Below are 13287 nucleotides of genomic sequence, written 5' to 3' on the forward strand. Positions count from 1 at the left end.
CAACGGCGTCGTCGATCTGCCTGGTACGCGCGTTGCGCTTTCGTTGTCTGGCCATGATGGCCCCACCGTTTCCTGGTGGGCACTTTTATACCGCGGTACCTGCGAAGCGGGCCCGCGCATTGCGGCGTGGTTGCTATGTTTCTGTTCCGGATTGATCTGGCCCGCATGAAGTGGCGCCTTGGTTGTGCCCTGCTGGTGTTGGCCCTGCCCCTGGTGGTGGGAGGGTGGATGGTGCACGACAGCTACGAGCAGGAGCTGAAAAACGATGCCAGTGCGTCAGCCAGCAAGGCCAGAACCTTGCTGGAGCGCATGCTGGATCAGGCCGAACGGGCCAACCTCGAGGTATTGCCGCTGGCCGGTCGACCTTGCAGCGACAACCTGCTGCTGCTGCGCAAGCGAGTGGCGCTGGAGCCGTTCCTGCGCTCCATCAATCTGGTGCGACAGGGGATCATCAACTGCACCTCGCTGTTCGGGCCTGCCAGGGAAGTGGATGACGGCTCCCGCTACACGGATCGCAAGTTGCTGCTGATGAGCGGCAACCTGGTGCGCAAGAATCACCCCTTGCTGGTGGTGCGTCAGGAGCGGGGGCGTGATGCGGCACTGAGCGCCATTGACAGCAGTCAGCTCAGTTTCATGCTTACCCTGAGCAGCGATCCCAGCGAGCTCTTCTTGCAGGTGGGGTCCGCCTGGCTCGATGAGTCCGGCCACTTCCAAAGCGATCCGCCGAAACTGCACAGCAAGTTTGCCCTGATACTCGCCTCCCAGCGTTACCCCTTCACCATCCACGCCGGTTATGCCATGCCGATCTACTGGCGTGCCCTGTGGGAGGCTCGCCATCTGCAACTGATCTGGCTGGGAGTCAGTTCGCTGGTGCTCTCACTGCTGGTGTGGTGGCTGCTTGGGCGGCCGGGGGCCCTGACGGACGAGCTGAGGCGCGGGCTGCGAGCCAGGGAATTTGTCCCCTATCTGCAACCGCTGATCGCCAGCAAGGGCGGCAAGATGGTGGGAGCCGAGGTACTGATGCGCTGGCAACATGCCACCGAGGGGCTGATCCGCCCCGATCTCTTCATCCCCCAGGCGGAAGAGTCTGGCCTGATCGTGCCCATGACGGTCAACCTGATGAAGACGGTGGCCAAGACACTCCACCCGGTACAGGAGCAGCTGCCCGAGGCATTTCACATCAGCTTCAACATCAGTGCCATCCACTGCCGGGACCTCTCCCTGGTGGCGGAGTGCCGCGACTTCCTCGGCCACTTCGTGCCGGGACGGGTGGTGCTGGTGCTGGAGCTCACGGAGCGGGAGCTGCTGGTGACCAGCCCGCAGACCCTCTCCCTGTTTCGCCAGCTCGACGAGATGGGGGTGCAGCTCGCCATCGATGACTTTGGCACCGGCCACTCCAGCCTCATCTATCTGCAGCAATTCCACGTGGACTATCTCAAGATCGACCGCTCCTTCATCGGCCGTATCGGGACGGAGTCCCTCTCCGAGCACATCGTGGACAACGTCATCGACCTCGGGGGACGGCTGGGGTTGTCCCTGGTGGCCGAAGGGGTGGAGACGGAGCAGCAGGCCGCCTATCTGAGAGGCAAGGGGGTCCAGTATCTGCAGGGATACCTGTTTGCCCGCCCCATGCCGATACGCCAGTTCTGCCGGGAGCTGACGGCGGGAGAGATACAGGTCGCTGCCGGGCGCACCGCCCAGGGCTAGGCCGCGCCCACCAGGCTGTGCAGCCAGTTCACCAGGATGTCGTGGGGGCTGCCGGGTTCGGGAGGGGCGGGGGCGAGCAGGTGATAGCCGGTGCCGTCGGGGACGAAGCCGAGCGGTGCCACCAGCAGACCGGCCTCGATATCGTCGCACACCTGGCGGTAGGGGCCGATGGCGACTCCCAGCCCGGCGACTGCCGCCTGCAGGCTGAAATAGAAGTGCTCGAAGGTCTGACCCGGCACCTCCTCGTCGGCGGACATACCTGCGTGCTGCTGCCACTCCAACCAGGCGCCCGGACGGGTCTTGGTGTGCAGACGGGGGGCCGCTGGCCTGAGGGCCTGCATATCCCCCCTGGATTCAAAGAAGTGCGCCACCTTGCCCGGCGGGCAGACAGGGCCGGTCCGCTCTTCGAACAGCAACTGGTTGTAGAGCTCGGCAGGCCAGTGAAAGTCGTTGCGCCGGATGGCGAGATCGATGCCGCTGCCAAAGCTGAGGGCGCCGCCGCCCGCCATCAGGTGTACGTCCAGCTCCGGGTGCAGAGCCTGGAAGGCGGGCCAGCGCGGGATCAGCCAGCGCATCAGGAGGGTGGGTTCGCAGGAGAGCACCAGCGACTGGGGACGGCTCTGCTGGCGCAGGGCCTGCGCCGTCTGGCGGATGCTGCCCAACCCCTCTCTGACCGCCTGATAGAACCGTTCACCCGCGTCGGTCAGAAAGACCCGGCGCTGGCGCCGCTCGAACAGCATGACCCCCAGATCCTCCTCGAGCAGTCGTACCGCCCGGCTGATGGCGCCATGGGTGAGATGCAGTTCATCGGCGGCGCGGCCGAAATGCTCGGTGCGGGCAGCCACCTCGAAACAGCGCAGGGCGGTAAGGGAGGGAAGCGAGAGGGCTTTTTGTGAGTTTTTTTCACCATTCATGTCAGAAATCATCGTTCGTTATTGGTGTTATTGGCAAATAAAATAGCCGATATCCCCTCTAATCAGGACTCTTTTCATGACCGAACTGTTAGCCGTTGTCGCCATTACCCTCTTTGCCGTCATCAGCCCCGGGCCCGACTTTGCCATGGTGTCGCGCAACAGCCTGCTGCTCTCGCGCCGCACCGGCGTGCTGACGGCGATCGGCATCGCGGCCGGGGTCTGCGTGCACGTGGCCTACACCCTGCTGGGGGTGGGCCTGCTGATCCAGCAATCCCTCTGGCTGTTCAACCTCATCAAGCTGGCAGGGGCCGCCTATCTCATCTTCCTCGGCATCAAGATGCTGCGGGCCAAACCGGCTGCCGATGAAGAGAGCATCTGTCAGCCTGCCCTCTCCAGTCTGGGTGCGCTGCGCACCGGATTTCTGACCAATGTGCTCAATCCCAAGACGACCATCTTCATCGTCAGCCTCTTCATGCAGGTGGTGCAGCCGCAGACGCCGCTGGCGGTCCAGATCGGCTATGGCGCCTTCATCGCGCTGGCGCACGCCCTCTGGTTTGGTGCGGTGGCGCTCTTCTTCTCCACCCCTGCGGTGCGCGACCGACTGCTGGCGGTACGCCACTGGATCGATCGGGTGTTCGGGGGGCTGCTGGTGGGATTCGGCATGTTGCTGGCATTGACCCAGCAAACGCGCTGAGGCGGGGAGGGGCGCTCCCCCTATCCACCCCCGACTGTAGGGTCTTGTTTTTCATGCCTTGGCAGCCACTTTTCGGTAGAATTGGCGCTCATTTTGAAGTCAGATGAGGCGCGGTATGACGGTCAGGTTCCAGGCATTTCACAGCATCAAGGCGATTGGCAATCGGGAGGTGCTGTTCAACTGGTCCAGAACCAACCCCCTCGGCGCCCTTGATCAGGTGTGGCGCCCGACGACCCGTGACGAGCTGCAGCAACTGCTGCGGGAATACCCCGAGCGCAAGCTGCGGCTCATCGGCTCCGGCCTCTCTTTCGAACCCATCCACAGCGTCTACGCCGAAGGCAGCCAGGCGCTGCTGGTGGACCTGCACCACCTGCGCGGCCAGCTGGACAAGACTGCCGATACGGTGACCTACCTGGCAGGGACGCCGCTTGATACCGTCTATGCCGACCTCATCGCCATGGATCGCATGCTGCCGGCGTCCCCCGGCGTCATCGGCATCCAGACCCTGGGTGGCGCCCTCAGCACCGGCACCCATGGGCAGGGATTGCACCAGTCCGCCCTGTGCGATGCGGTGGCTGCCCTGACCGTGATGCTGGCGAGCGGCGACATCATCCGTGTGGATCGCACCGATCCGCGCTTCGGCGCCTTCGTGATGGGCATGGGGATGCTCGGCATCCTGCTGGATGTGACCCTCAACACCGTGCCCAACCGCATCATGCGCTGCACCAAGTTCACCACCGACTACCCCTTCCTGCTGGAACACAACGAGCGTCTCAACCGGGAGCACGCCTTCGTGAAGAGCTGGTGGTTCGCCTGGACCGGCGAGAGTCACATCTGGCTGGTGGATCCCGCCTCCGATGACGAGGTGGCCCGCTACCGTGCCGGGGGCAGCGAGCCGCTGGTGCTGGAGGGAGACATGGACGAGCGCATGAACCTGGCGCTCAATGCCACCATAGACGCGACCCTGCAGAAGATGGCCAGAGACACCAAGGACGAGGCCAGGGCAGGCGAGCACTTCGAGACGGTACGCCGCTTCAAGGACGCCTCGGATCTGGTGGGCAACGTCTACCAGATCCTCTGCAAGGGGATCCCTGCTCCCCAGATCAATTGCGAGGTGGCCGTGCCCCTCGAACGCATGGGGGAGGCCCTTGAAATCCTGCAGGCATGGCAGGAGGCGAACCCCGGCGTGCTGCACTACCCCTTCATTCTGCGCTGCACCGGTCCCTCCGTGGCCTGGCTCAGTGCCGCCCATGACAAGTCGGTGTGCTGGATAGGTTTTCTGGTCTATCTGGCGGCGGACGGGACCTTTGTCGGGGGCTCCATGGAGCAGATGCGCGAGTTGCAGCAACTGCTGGTGCCCCTCGGCGGCATTCCCCATTTCGGCAAGCACCTGGCGATGGACCTCTACGACTTCCCGGCCCTGTTGCCGCGCTGGCACGACTTCCTGGCCCTGAAGCGGGAGCTTGACCCCCATGGCCGTTTCGAAAACCGCTGGCTCGGCGACCTGTTCGCCAACCGGTAAGGATCTGACATGACCGATATGCAAGACACTCGCTTACTCATCCTCCTGCCGATCAGAGGGGGGGCAACCCGATGACAGACATGCAAGACACCCGCATCCCCGTGACCCTGCTGACCGGCTTTCTCGGCAGCGGCAAGACCACCTTGCTCAACCACTGGGTCAAGCAGCCCGAGCTCGGGGAGTGCGCCGTGCTCATCAACGAGTTCGGCTCCGTGGGGCTGGATCACCATCTGGTACAGCAGGTGGACGAGCAGGTGGTGCTGCTCGATTCCGGCTGCATCTGCTGCTCGGTGCAGGGCTCCCTGGTGGAGGCGCTGCAGGGGCTCTTCATGAAGGCCATCCAGCGCAAAATCAAACCCTTCAAACGGCTGATCATCGAGACCACGGGTCTGGCCGATCCGGCCCCTGTGCTGTTCACGTTGAGGGAAGAGGGCTTTATCGCCCAGCGCTACCGCTTCGATGGCACCGTCACCGTGGTGGATGCCGGCCATATCGAGCAGCAGCTGGCCGCTCAATATGAGGCGGTCAAACAGGTGGCGCTGGCGGATCTGCTGGTGGTGAGCAAGGGCGATCTGGTGGATGAAGAGACCCTTGCGCGGGTGGAAGCCCAACTGGCGGCCCTCAATCCGGCAGCCCCCATCCAGCGGGTCAGCAATGGGGTGCTCTCACCCGCGGTGCTGGAGAAGCTCGGCGCCTACAACGAGGAGGCGGGGCGCGACGTGCGCCAGTTGCTGGCCTGGCTGCGTACCGAATCCCCGAAGCAGGGGCTGGCTTCGCCCATGCAGCCGAAGATGACGCCGTTTGCCGCCAAGGTGGGGACGGCCGCGCCCACCCGCTTCGAGCACGGCAATATCGAAAGTTTCTCCCTGCGCATCGGCGAGCCGCTCAAGCCTTCCCGCCTGCTGGCCGCCATCGATGCGGTGCAGGCGCAATACGGCGATGCCCTGCTGCGCCTCAAGGGGATATTGCAACTGGAAGGGGAGAGCCAGCCCGTGGTGATCCACGGCGTGCACGGCCAGCTCTATCCGTTGCAGGCGCTGGGGGAGTGGCCCGAAGGCAAGGCCCAGTCCCGGCTGGTGTTCATCGTGAAGAGCCAGGACAGGGTAGGCATAGAGCAGTTGTTCCTCTCAACCCTCAAGGCCCCCGAACCCAGCCTGGAAGAGCACCTCAAGGCCATGCTCGGCCAGCCGGATGCCTGATATGCTGATATGACCCGCGCTCGTGCGGGTCTTTTCTTATGTGATGAGGAGAGACAGAACCATGCCTGACAGCTCCCCGATGGTGACGCCCGCCCAGCGCAAATGGCTGCCCTGGCTGACAGCGGTCGGTTTTTTCATGCAGACCCTGGATGGCACCATCCTCAACACTGCCCTGCCCAGCATGGCCGAGGCCCTGGGCGAGAGTCCGCTGCAGATGCAGTCCGTCATCATCGCCTACATGCTGACGGTGGCCCTGCTCATTCCCGCCTCCGGCTGGCTGGCGGACAGATTCGGCACCCGCCGGGTCTATCTGGTCGCCATCCTGCTGTTTACCCTGGGTTCCCTGGCCTGTGCCATCGCCAACACCCTGCCCATGCTGGTGATCGCCCGGGTGTTGCAAGGGGTCGGGGGGGCCTTGCTGATGCCCATCGGGCGTCTGGCGGTGCTGCGGGTCTACAGCAAGCATGAGCTGCTGAGGGTGATGTCGTTCGTCACCATCCCCGGTCTGCTCGGCCCCCTCATCGGCCCGGCCCTGGGGGGCTGGCTGGTGGAGGTGGCGAGCTGGCACTGGGTCTTCCTCATCAACCTGCCGGTGGGATTGCTCGGCTTCGTGGCGAGCTGGCACTTCATGCCCGACCTTCGCCAGCACACCGCCAGGTTTGACTGGCAGGGGTTTGTGCTGTTCAGTGTCGGCATGGTGCTGGTATCCGTCGGTCTGCAAGGTCTGGGGGAGCACAGCATCTCAACCGGCTGGGCCCTGTTTGCGGTATTGTTCGGTCTGGCCGCCATGGCGAGCTACTGGCTCTATGCCGCCACGGCGGAGCAGCCCCTGTTCAGTCTGGCGCTGTTCAAGACGTCCACCTTCGCCATCGGTATCTGGGGCAATCTGTTTGCCCGCCTCGGCAGCGGCGCCATGCCGTTTCTCACCCCGCTCTTCCTGCAACTGGGGCTCGGCTTCTCCCCGAGCAAGGCGGGGATGACCATGATCCCCACGGTGATCGGCGCCATGCTGACCAAGACGCTGGTGAACAAGCTCATTCCGCGCATCGGTTATCGCCGCATCCTGATCGGCAACACCCTGGCGCTCGGGGCCATGATCGCGAGCTTCTATTTCATCGACAACCAGGTGCCCCACGGCGTACTGCTGGTGTGGCTGGCGGTCTTTGGTGCCATCAACTCCCTGCAATTTTCCGCCATGAACACCCTGACCCTGCAGGATCTCAGCAGCGAGCACGCCAGCAGCGGCAACGGTCTGCTGTCGGTGGTGATGCAGCTCTCCATGAGCCTGGGGGTGGCCATCGCCGCCAGCCTGCTGGGGCTCTTCTCCATCGGCCAGCCCGAGGAGAGTGGCCGCTGGCTGGAGGGGTTCCACCTCACCTATCTGTGCATCGGCCTGATGTCCATGCTGGCGGCGCTGATCTTCGCCCAGCTGGCGCGGGAAAAGCGCTGAGTCCCAGGCTCAGGGGGCGGGCAGGTAGCTCACGTCGCAGGGCAATCGGGCCAGCAGTCCGGCCAGGTGGGTGGTCTCCAGCAGGAAAGTCTGCTCGGGGTGGCCCGGCGTCCAGGTAAAGGCGTGGTGATTCATGAGCACGGGATCCACCAGCAGGGGGATGTCGGCGCGAGGCAGGAAGGGGCAGACCGCGCCCGGCAGGCAACCAATCTCCGCCTGCATCTCGTCGGCGGTGCAGATGGAGGGCTTGGCGCCGAGCGCCGCCTTGACCGCCTTGTTGTCGAGTCGGCCGTCCCTGTGGGTCAGCAGCAGGGCGAAGCGGCCATCCTTGAACTTGAGAAACAGGGTCTTGCTGAATTCGGCCTGCCAGCCGAGGCGTGCTCTCACCTTTTCATCGGTGGCGTAGTCGAGAATGGGTTCGTGCTCGAAGCGCTGGTGGGGCAGCCCGGCCAGCAGCCGGCAGTTGAAGTCGTGAATGGTATCGAGTGGCATGGGGTTCTCCTGTGATGGCGGCCATCCTGCCACTTGCACCGGCGCAGGCCCAATCACGGTTTCTTATCCGTCATCAGCGGAGTCATCAACAAGGGCACCCGAGGGTACCCTTGTTGTTCAGTGATGCTGCAATTCGCCCGCTTTCCAGTGGAAGGGAATGGGGTCAAGGCGCTGGGAGGCTTTGTCGTAACCTGCCCACAGATCACCGATGGTGCGACCATCGATGGGATGGCGGAATGTGGGGGCCAGCTCCGCCAGCGGCCAGAGCACGAAGGCGTTGGTGAGGATCTCGCCGCGGGGCAGCACCAGCGGCGTCTCGCAGACCAGCTCGCCGTAGAGCAGCAGATCGAGATCCAGGGTGCGCGGGGCGAACTTCTTGGCATCCGGCTCGCGGCCGTGAGCGAACTCCATGGCGCGCAGCCGCTGGCACAGGGTCGCCAGGGGCAGCTCGGTATCGGCGCCCACCACCAGGTTGTAGAAGGGGCGGCCGTTGAAGCCCACTGCCTCGCTCTCGAATACCCGGGAGACCTGCAACTCGCCGAATTCGGCGTGCAGGGCATCGAGGCCGGCGCGGATATAGCGTTCCCGATCGATGTTGGATCCCAGACTGATATAGATGCGGGTCATCAGCTGGCGCTCGCAGCCGGCGTGCGATGGCGCAGGATCTCGACCCCGACGCCTGCCGCATTGGGCACGGCACCCGGTTTGGTCAGGGTTACCTTGACCCACTGTACCCGCTCGTCTTCCAGCACCAGGGCGGCGACCTGCTCGGCCATGGTCTCGACCAGCTCCACTATCTTGCCCTGGGCGTGATCACAGATCTTGCGAGAGAGGGTGGCGTAATCCAGCGCCAGATTGATATCGTCGGTTGCGGCGGCTGGGCGATTGTCAAACCCCATCTCGAGGTCGAAACAGAGCTTCTGGCGAATGCCCTTCTCCCACTCATATACCCCTATGGTGGTCAAAACCTCGAGTCCGCGAATAAACACCTTGTCCATGACAGTACTTCTTCTTTACTCTTGATGGGCTGTGAAAACAGCGCAGGGATGCAGGCCCGGCAAGCAGATTGCCGCTGGCGGCCGGTTTGGGCGACACGCTTTCGGGCAAGCCCGGGCCTGGGAATGTGGCCCGCATCATACCCCATTCATATCGTGGTAAAAACGACCAAGATGACGGCCCTGACGATTTTGATGATTATTCTGGCCTATCTGGGCGGCTCGCTGTCCAGTGCCGTGCTGGTTTCCCGCATCACGGGTCTGCCGGATCCCCGTGACCATGGTTCCCACAACCCGGGGGCGACCAATGTGTTGCGCCTCGGCGGCCGGATGGCGGCGCTGATCGTACTGCTTCTCGACGTGCTAAAGGGGATGGCCCCCGTCTACCTCGCCTGGTATCTGCAGATCAAGCCCGTCTACCTCGGCTTTATCGGGGTGGCCGCCTGTCTGGGCCACATGTACCCCCTCTTCTTCCACTTCCGTGGTGGCAAGGGCGTCGCCACCGCCCTCGGCACCATGCTGCCCATCGGCTTTGCCATGGGGGGCGCCGTCATCACCACCTGGCTGCTGGTGCTGCTGGTGAGCGGCTATTCGTCACTGGCGTCCATCGTGACCGTGTTGCTGACTCCGCTCTTTACCTATCTGCTCAAACCGGAATACACGTTGCCGGTCTCCCTGCTCTCCTGTCTCATCCTGATCCGTCATCACGAGAACATTACTCGCCTGCTCAAGGGGGAGGAGTCCCGCCTCTGGGGGCGCCGGGGAGCGGTCCCGTCAGCAGAAGTGATGAAAATGGATGATGCTGAGCAAAAAAGAGACGAACGAGACGAAAAGTGAAATTTCCCGTTGACCACCTGCCCTAAAATCCGTTTAATAGCGCCCACGCCCAGATAGCTCAGTCGGTAGAGCAGGGGATTGAAAATCCCCGTGTCGGCGGTTCGATTCCGTCTCTGGGCACCATATTTTGGTGCCATGAAATAAAAACGTGTTCATGCACAATGGTTTGAAGTGTGCCGGCTTAGCTCAGTAGGTAGAGCAACTGACTTGTAATCAGTAGGTCACCAGTTCGATTCCGGTAGCCGGCACCATTTGCCCAGATAGCTCAGTCGGTAGAGCAGGGGATTGAAAATCCCCGTGTCGGCGGTTCGATTCCGTCTCTGGGCACCACGAATAATTCCTCCTTAGCTCAGTCGGTAGAGCGACGGACTGTTAATCCGCAGGTCGCTGGTTCGAGCCCAGCAGGAGGAGCCAATCTAAAAGCCCAGCAGCAATGCTGGGCTTTTTCTTTTCCCGTTTTTCGATGTTCCGCTTCCCGCTGTTCGAAAAGCGTCCTGTCCGGTGACAAAGCTGTCGCAGCGCCCCTCTTGAATCTTTCCTCCCAGTGACTTGGCCCGTCTGCCGAGTATGATGGCGTGGTGAGTCCCTATGCTGTGCCCGCCGGATCACCCTGTCGTGATCGACGCTTGCCGTCACCCCGGCCCGGCAAAACGGGATCGGTTTCTTGAGTGAGGTCATGCATGAATGCAACAGAGCTTTGGCAGCTTTCCCCCGAGCAATTCAACGAGTGGCGGCGTGAGAACGATTATCCCCGTATCTGGGCGCTGCTGGTGGCGTCGCTGCCCCATTTCGACGACTGGATGGCGGAGCAGAAGATAGAAAAAAGTGTGATCTTCCAGATCGGCATCGCCCGCTTCATCAGCTCCCGCTGCGTGCTGAGCCTTTGTGTCTACATGAGCGACGACAAGGTCCGCCTGTATGAGAGCGCCTCGAGTGCACTGGAATCCCTGCGCAAGAGCGGCCTCATCCGCTCGGAGACCCGTTTCGAGCCTTACAGCATGTGGCTGGCGGGAAAACATGGCAATGACGAGGTGAAACGGGTGCAAAGCCTGCTCTCGGTCTCGGAGAACAACAAGGGGGAAGCCCAGGTGCTGGGCAAGCATCGTCTGCTCAACATCGGCGGTGTTACCCTCAAAAGCCCCATCATCTCCGGCCGGTTGCTCGATTTTACCTGTCTCGACGAGCTCTCTCTCGATGGCGCCGTCAACAACTCCAAGGTTTATCTGTGGCACTGCTCGGCCAAGGGGGTCAGGGTCAATGGCGGGGTGATCGGGCTCGATCTGTTCGACTCCCTGCTGTGGGACCACAGGGCCTGGGCCAAGAAGCGGGAGCTGGCGCTGGAGGACGGGGTCTTTCAGGACTTCACCATAGAGTGCGAGGAGATCCGCTTCCACTCCTCCCGGGCGGTGCTGAAAAACTTCAGCGTCAGCGCCAAGAACTTCGATGCCACCATGGAGCACACCAACCTGGACAAGGTGGAGGTGGTCTACAACGACAATGGGCGGATCGACCACAACGAGGCGAGCAAACTCTATCGCAATGCCAAGCGCCTCTTCTCCAGCGTGGGTGACACCGTCGATGCCGGCGAGTGTTACTACAAGGAGAAGCTGCACGAGATGAAGTCCCTGGCGAGCCCGCGGGAGCTGTACCGGGAGCGCTGGTTGCGAAGCGGTCCGATGACGAAGTGCTGGCTCTCCCTGTTGTGCTATCTCAAGTGCGCGGGCAAGTTCATCAGCTTCATCACCTGGGGGTTTGGGGAGCGTCCCATCAGAAGCCTGCTGATGTCGATGGGGGTGATCCTGCTGGCGACCCTGACCTATTTCCTGGCGCCGGAGTCTGCAACCCACGGCCATCTGGGGCGCTCTCTCTATTTCAGCATCGTCACCTTCGTGACCCTGGGTTATGGGGACATCTCCCAGACCTCCTCGCCGCTGCAACTGCTGTCGGCCATCGAAGCCTTCTGCGGCATGTTCCTGACCGGTCTCTTCCTCGCGGGTTTTGCCTCGAAAACCAAGCAGTATTGACGGGAGCGCCGACGGCGGGTGCCATCAGTGCCCGCCTCCGGTGCCCTCCTGCTGTCTTCCCATCCCTCCCGGCTGGCCCGGCGACCTTGCTTGACGCAGCGGCGGTGGAGCGACTTTATTTAAAGTCATCGCATGCCATGGCAAGCGATGGCGCCACCAGCGCCCGGACATGACGCAATCAGAGGAGAAAGCCCGGTATCGATCCGCCAACCACCGATGTAGAGAAGGAATAACGCTATGATATTGAATCACTTATGGGGATTGTATGCCCATCCCCACACCGAATGGCATACCATAGACGAGCGGCACGACAGCTTCAGAAACAGTCTGACTCACATCCTGCTCGTGGCCCTTATCCCTCCCATCTGCGCCTACTATTCCGCCGTTCACATCGGCTGGAGCATCGGGGTCGGCGATCCCATCACCCTGACCGCCAACAGCGCATTCAAGCTGTCGGTCGCCATGTACGTGACCCTTATCATCGGCGTGCTGGCACTCTCCTATCTGGTGCACTGGATGGGGCATACCTTCGGCTCGGATCCCAGCTACACGACCTCGCTGGAGCTGGCGGCCTACACCTCCACGCCGCTCTTCATGGTGGGCTTCTCCGCTTTCTTCCCGCATCTCTGGTTCGTGATGCTCATCGGTTTGGTCGGGCTGACCTATTCCGTCTACCTGCTCTATATCGGCGTGCCCATCCTGATGCACATCACCAAGGAGCAGGGATTCATCTACGCCAGCTCAGTGGTGACGGTCGGCTTGGTGCTGCTGGTCTGCGTGCTGGCTGCCACGGCCATCCTGTGGGGATCCGGCTTCGGTCCCGTCTTCACCCAGTAGCCGTGTATGCCGACGGCAACGACGACAAGGGCGCCTTGATGGCGCCCTTGTCGTTGATCTCTCGCCTGGTCGGCGTGTCTTTGCCAGACCCGGGAGGGAAGTCGTCTGCGTTGATCAGCGGGGATTGCCGCTGCCGATGCCGAACGGGATGCGGTAATCGCTGCTCTGATCGCCGAGGCTGACGGTCAGGTTGCCCTGGGCGCGGCTCGGGATCTGTACCTGTTGGGTACCCATCAGGTTGGCGTGGACGGAGGCCACCAGATCACCGGATTCATCGCGCACCTCCAGCATGGGGTTGGCCTTGCCGGCCATGGCGGCGCCAGCATGCCAGTTCACGAACAGCACACCCGGGGTGGCATTGAAGTCGGCGGGGACGGAAGCCTGGGCAACACCGGCACTCATCAGGCCTGCAACGGCCAGCATCTTGATCACGTTTTTCATGTTCATTCACTCTCTTGGTTTTTATGTCATTGGCAAGGCCTGACAGGCCTGCATCAATGCATCCTTGCAAGAGGTCATTCAAATGGTGTGTTGTTTTGTCACGGATGTTTGTCGCCCATATGTATGGGGGACTGCCATGAACGACCAGTTGTTTTGCGGCTTGGCGCTCCTGCCT

At 62.4% G+C, this 13287-nt stretch carries 13 protein-coding genes and 4 tRNA genes; 12 read left to right on the forward strand and 5 right to left on the reverse strand.

Going from position 1 to position 13287, the window contains the following annotated elements:
- Positions 1-135 precede the first annotated feature (135 nt).
- Positions 136-1707 carry a cyclic diguanylate phosphodiesterase gene (locus tag ACVDHI_RS13260; RefSeq protein ID WP_323932471.1) on the forward strand — a complete coding sequence of 524 codons (1572 nt, stop codon included), beginning with the start codon at positions 136-138 and terminating at the stop codon, positions 1705-1707.
- Here ACVDHI_RS13260 and ACVDHI_RS13265 read toward each other — a convergent pair.
- Entirely contained in the window at positions 1704-2621 is a 918-nt protein-coding gene (locus ACVDHI_RS13265; protein ID WP_128318053.1) for a LysR family transcriptional regulator, read from the reverse strand. The two genes, ACVDHI_RS13260 and ACVDHI_RS13265, sit on opposite strands and share 4 nt — an antisense overlap.
- A gap of 76 nt (positions 2622-2697) precedes the next feature.
- Between ACVDHI_RS13265 and ACVDHI_RS13270 the strand changes: the two genes are divergently transcribed.
- From ACVDHI_RS13270 to mdtD, 4 genes are all read left to right on the forward strand, one after another.
- Positions 2698-3315, forward strand: coding sequence for a LysE family transporter (locus ACVDHI_RS13270; protein ID WP_010675804.1), 618 nt, complete (start codon positions 2698-2700; stop codon positions 3313-3315).
- A 115-nt stretch (positions 3316-3430) separates the two neighbouring features.
- Positions 3431-4837, forward strand: coding sequence for a D-arabinono-1,4-lactone oxidase (locus ACVDHI_RS13275; protein WP_048208545.1), 1407 nt, complete (start codon positions 3431-3433; stop codon positions 4835-4837).
- 71 nt (positions 4838-4908) lie between these two features.
- Positions 4909-6036 carry a CobW family GTP-binding protein gene (locus ACVDHI_RS13280; RefSeq protein WP_164882774.1) on the forward strand — a complete coding sequence of 376 codons (1128 nt, stop codon included), beginning with the start codon at positions 4909-4911 and terminating at the stop codon, positions 6034-6036.
- A gap of 61 nt (positions 6037-6097) precedes the next feature.
- Complete coding sequence (mdtD, locus tag ACVDHI_RS13285) at positions 6098-7486, forward strand: multidrug transporter subunit MdtD (RefSeq protein WP_010675801.1); 1389 nt, start codon at positions 6098-6100, stop codon at positions 7484-7486.
- A 9-nt stretch (positions 7487-7495) separates the two neighbouring features.
- Here mdtD and ACVDHI_RS13290 read toward each other — a convergent pair whose 3' ends face one another.
- From ACVDHI_RS13290 to folB, 3 genes are all read right to left on the reverse strand, one after another.
- Entirely contained in the window at positions 7496-7978 is a 483-nt protein-coding gene (locus ACVDHI_RS13290) for a YbaK/EbsC family protein (protein WP_128272204.1), read from the reverse strand.
- A gap of 117 nt (positions 7979-8095) precedes the next feature.
- Positions 8096-8605 carry a 2-amino-4-hydroxy-6-hydroxymethyldihydropteridine diphosphokinase gene (gene folK, locus ACVDHI_RS13295; RefSeq protein ID WP_128272206.1) on the reverse strand — a complete coding sequence of 170 codons (510 nt, stop codon included), beginning with the start codon at positions 8603-8605 and terminating at the stop codon, positions 8096-8098.
- Positions 8605-8976, reverse strand: a complete 372-nt coding sequence (gene folB / locus ACVDHI_RS13300) for a dihydroneopterin aldolase (protein ID WP_113069559.1) — start codon at positions 8974-8976, stop codon at positions 8605-8607. Before folB ends, folK begins: the two co-directional genes overlap by 1 nt.
- Positions 8977-9147: 171 nt before the next feature.
- On the opposite strand from folB, the gene plsY reads away from it, so the two are divergent.
- The 7 genes from plsY (at position 9148) to ACVDHI_RS13335 (ending at position 12671) form a co-directional block, all read left to right on the forward strand.
- Positions 9148-9810, forward strand: a complete 663-nt coding sequence (plsY, locus tag ACVDHI_RS13305; protein ID WP_323944067.1) for a glycerol-3-phosphate 1-O-acyltransferase PlsY — start codon at positions 9148-9150, stop codon at positions 9808-9810.
- A gap of 47 nt (positions 9811-9857) precedes the next feature.
- Positions 9858-9933: transfer RNA gene (locus ACVDHI_RS13310), tRNA-Phe, on the forward strand.
- A gap of 52 nt (positions 9934-9985) precedes the next feature.
- Positions 9986-10061 (forward strand) — tRNA-Thr (locus ACVDHI_RS13315).
- A 3-nt stretch (positions 10062-10064) separates the two neighbouring features.
- A tRNA-Phe gene (locus ACVDHI_RS13320) sits at positions 10065-10140 on the forward strand.
- 8 nt (positions 10141-10148) lie between these two features.
- Positions 10149-10224 (forward strand) — tRNA-Asn (locus ACVDHI_RS13325).
- Positions 10225-10490: 266 nt separating this feature from the next.
- Entirely contained in the window at positions 10491-11834 is a 1344-nt protein-coding gene (locus tag ACVDHI_RS13330; protein ID WP_042015128.1) for a potassium channel family protein, read from the forward strand.
- A 237-nt stretch (positions 11835-12071) separates the two neighbouring features.
- The gene (locus ACVDHI_RS13335; protein ID WP_029314835.1) at positions 12072-12671 is read left to right on the forward strand and encodes a Yip1 family protein; all 600 of its coding nucleotides are present in this window, start codon (positions 12072-12074) and stop codon (positions 12669-12671) included.
- A 114-nt stretch (positions 12672-12785) separates the two neighbouring features.
- On the opposite strand, the gene ACVDHI_RS13340 is transcribed toward ACVDHI_RS13335, so the two are convergent.
- Positions 12786-13118 (reverse strand): hypothetical protein, encoded by a 333-nt coding sequence (locus ACVDHI_RS13340; protein ID WP_160837519.1) that lies wholly within the window; start codon positions 13116-13118, stop codon positions 12786-12788.
- Positions 13119-13287 lie beyond the last annotated feature (169 nt).

It is taken from the genome of Aeromonas sp. 25-248, assembly GCF_053005425.1.

Excerpts from the sequence above, each read along its gene's own strand:
- ACVDHI_RS13260 (WP_323932471.1), top strand. The coding sequence starts at position 136 with ATGTTTCTGTTCCGGATTGATCTGGCCCGCATGAAGTGGCGCCTTGGT.
- ACVDHI_RS13265 (WP_128318053.1), bottom strand. The coding sequence starts at position 2,621 with ATGAATGGTGAAAAAAACTCACAAAAAGCCCTCTCGCTTCCCTCCCTT.
- ACVDHI_RS13270 (WP_010675804.1), top strand. The coding sequence starts at position 2,698 with ATGACCGAACTGTTAGCCGTTGTCGCCATTACCCTCTTTGCCGTCATC.
- ACVDHI_RS13275 (WP_048208545.1), top strand. The coding sequence starts at position 3,431 with ATGACGGTCAGGTTCCAGGCATTTCACAGCATCAAGGCGATTGGCAAT.
- ACVDHI_RS13280 (WP_164882774.1), top strand. The coding sequence starts at position 4,909 with ATGACAGACATGCAAGACACCCGCATCCCCGTGACCCTGCTGACCGGC.
- mdtD (WP_010675801.1), top strand. The coding sequence starts at position 6,098 with ATGCCTGACAGCTCCCCGATGGTGACGCCCGCCCAGCGCAAATGGCTG.
- ACVDHI_RS13290 (WP_128272204.1), bottom strand. The coding sequence starts at position 7,978 with ATGCCACTCGATACCATTCACGACTTCAACTGCCGGCTGCTGGCCGGG.
- folK (WP_128272206.1), bottom strand. The coding sequence starts at position 8,605 with ATGACCCGCATCTATATCAGTCTGGGATCCAACATCGATCGGGAACGC.
- folB (WP_113069559.1), bottom strand. The coding sequence starts at position 8,976 with ATGGACAAGGTGTTTATTCGCGGACTCGAGGTTTTGACCACCATAGGG.
- plsY (WP_323944067.1), top strand. The coding sequence starts at position 9,148 with ATGACGGCCCTGACGATTTTGATGATTATTCTGGCCTATCTGGGCGGC.
- ACVDHI_RS13330 (WP_042015128.1), top strand. The coding sequence starts at position 10,491 with ATGAATGCAACAGAGCTTTGGCAGCTTTCCCCCGAGCAATTCAACGAG.
- ACVDHI_RS13335 (WP_029314835.1), top strand. The coding sequence starts at position 12,072 with ATGATATTGAATCACTTATGGGGATTGTATGCCCATCCCCACACCGAA.
- ACVDHI_RS13340 (WP_160837519.1), bottom strand. The coding sequence starts at position 13,118 with ATGAACATGAAAAACGTGATCAAGATGCTGGCCGTTGCAGGCCTGATG.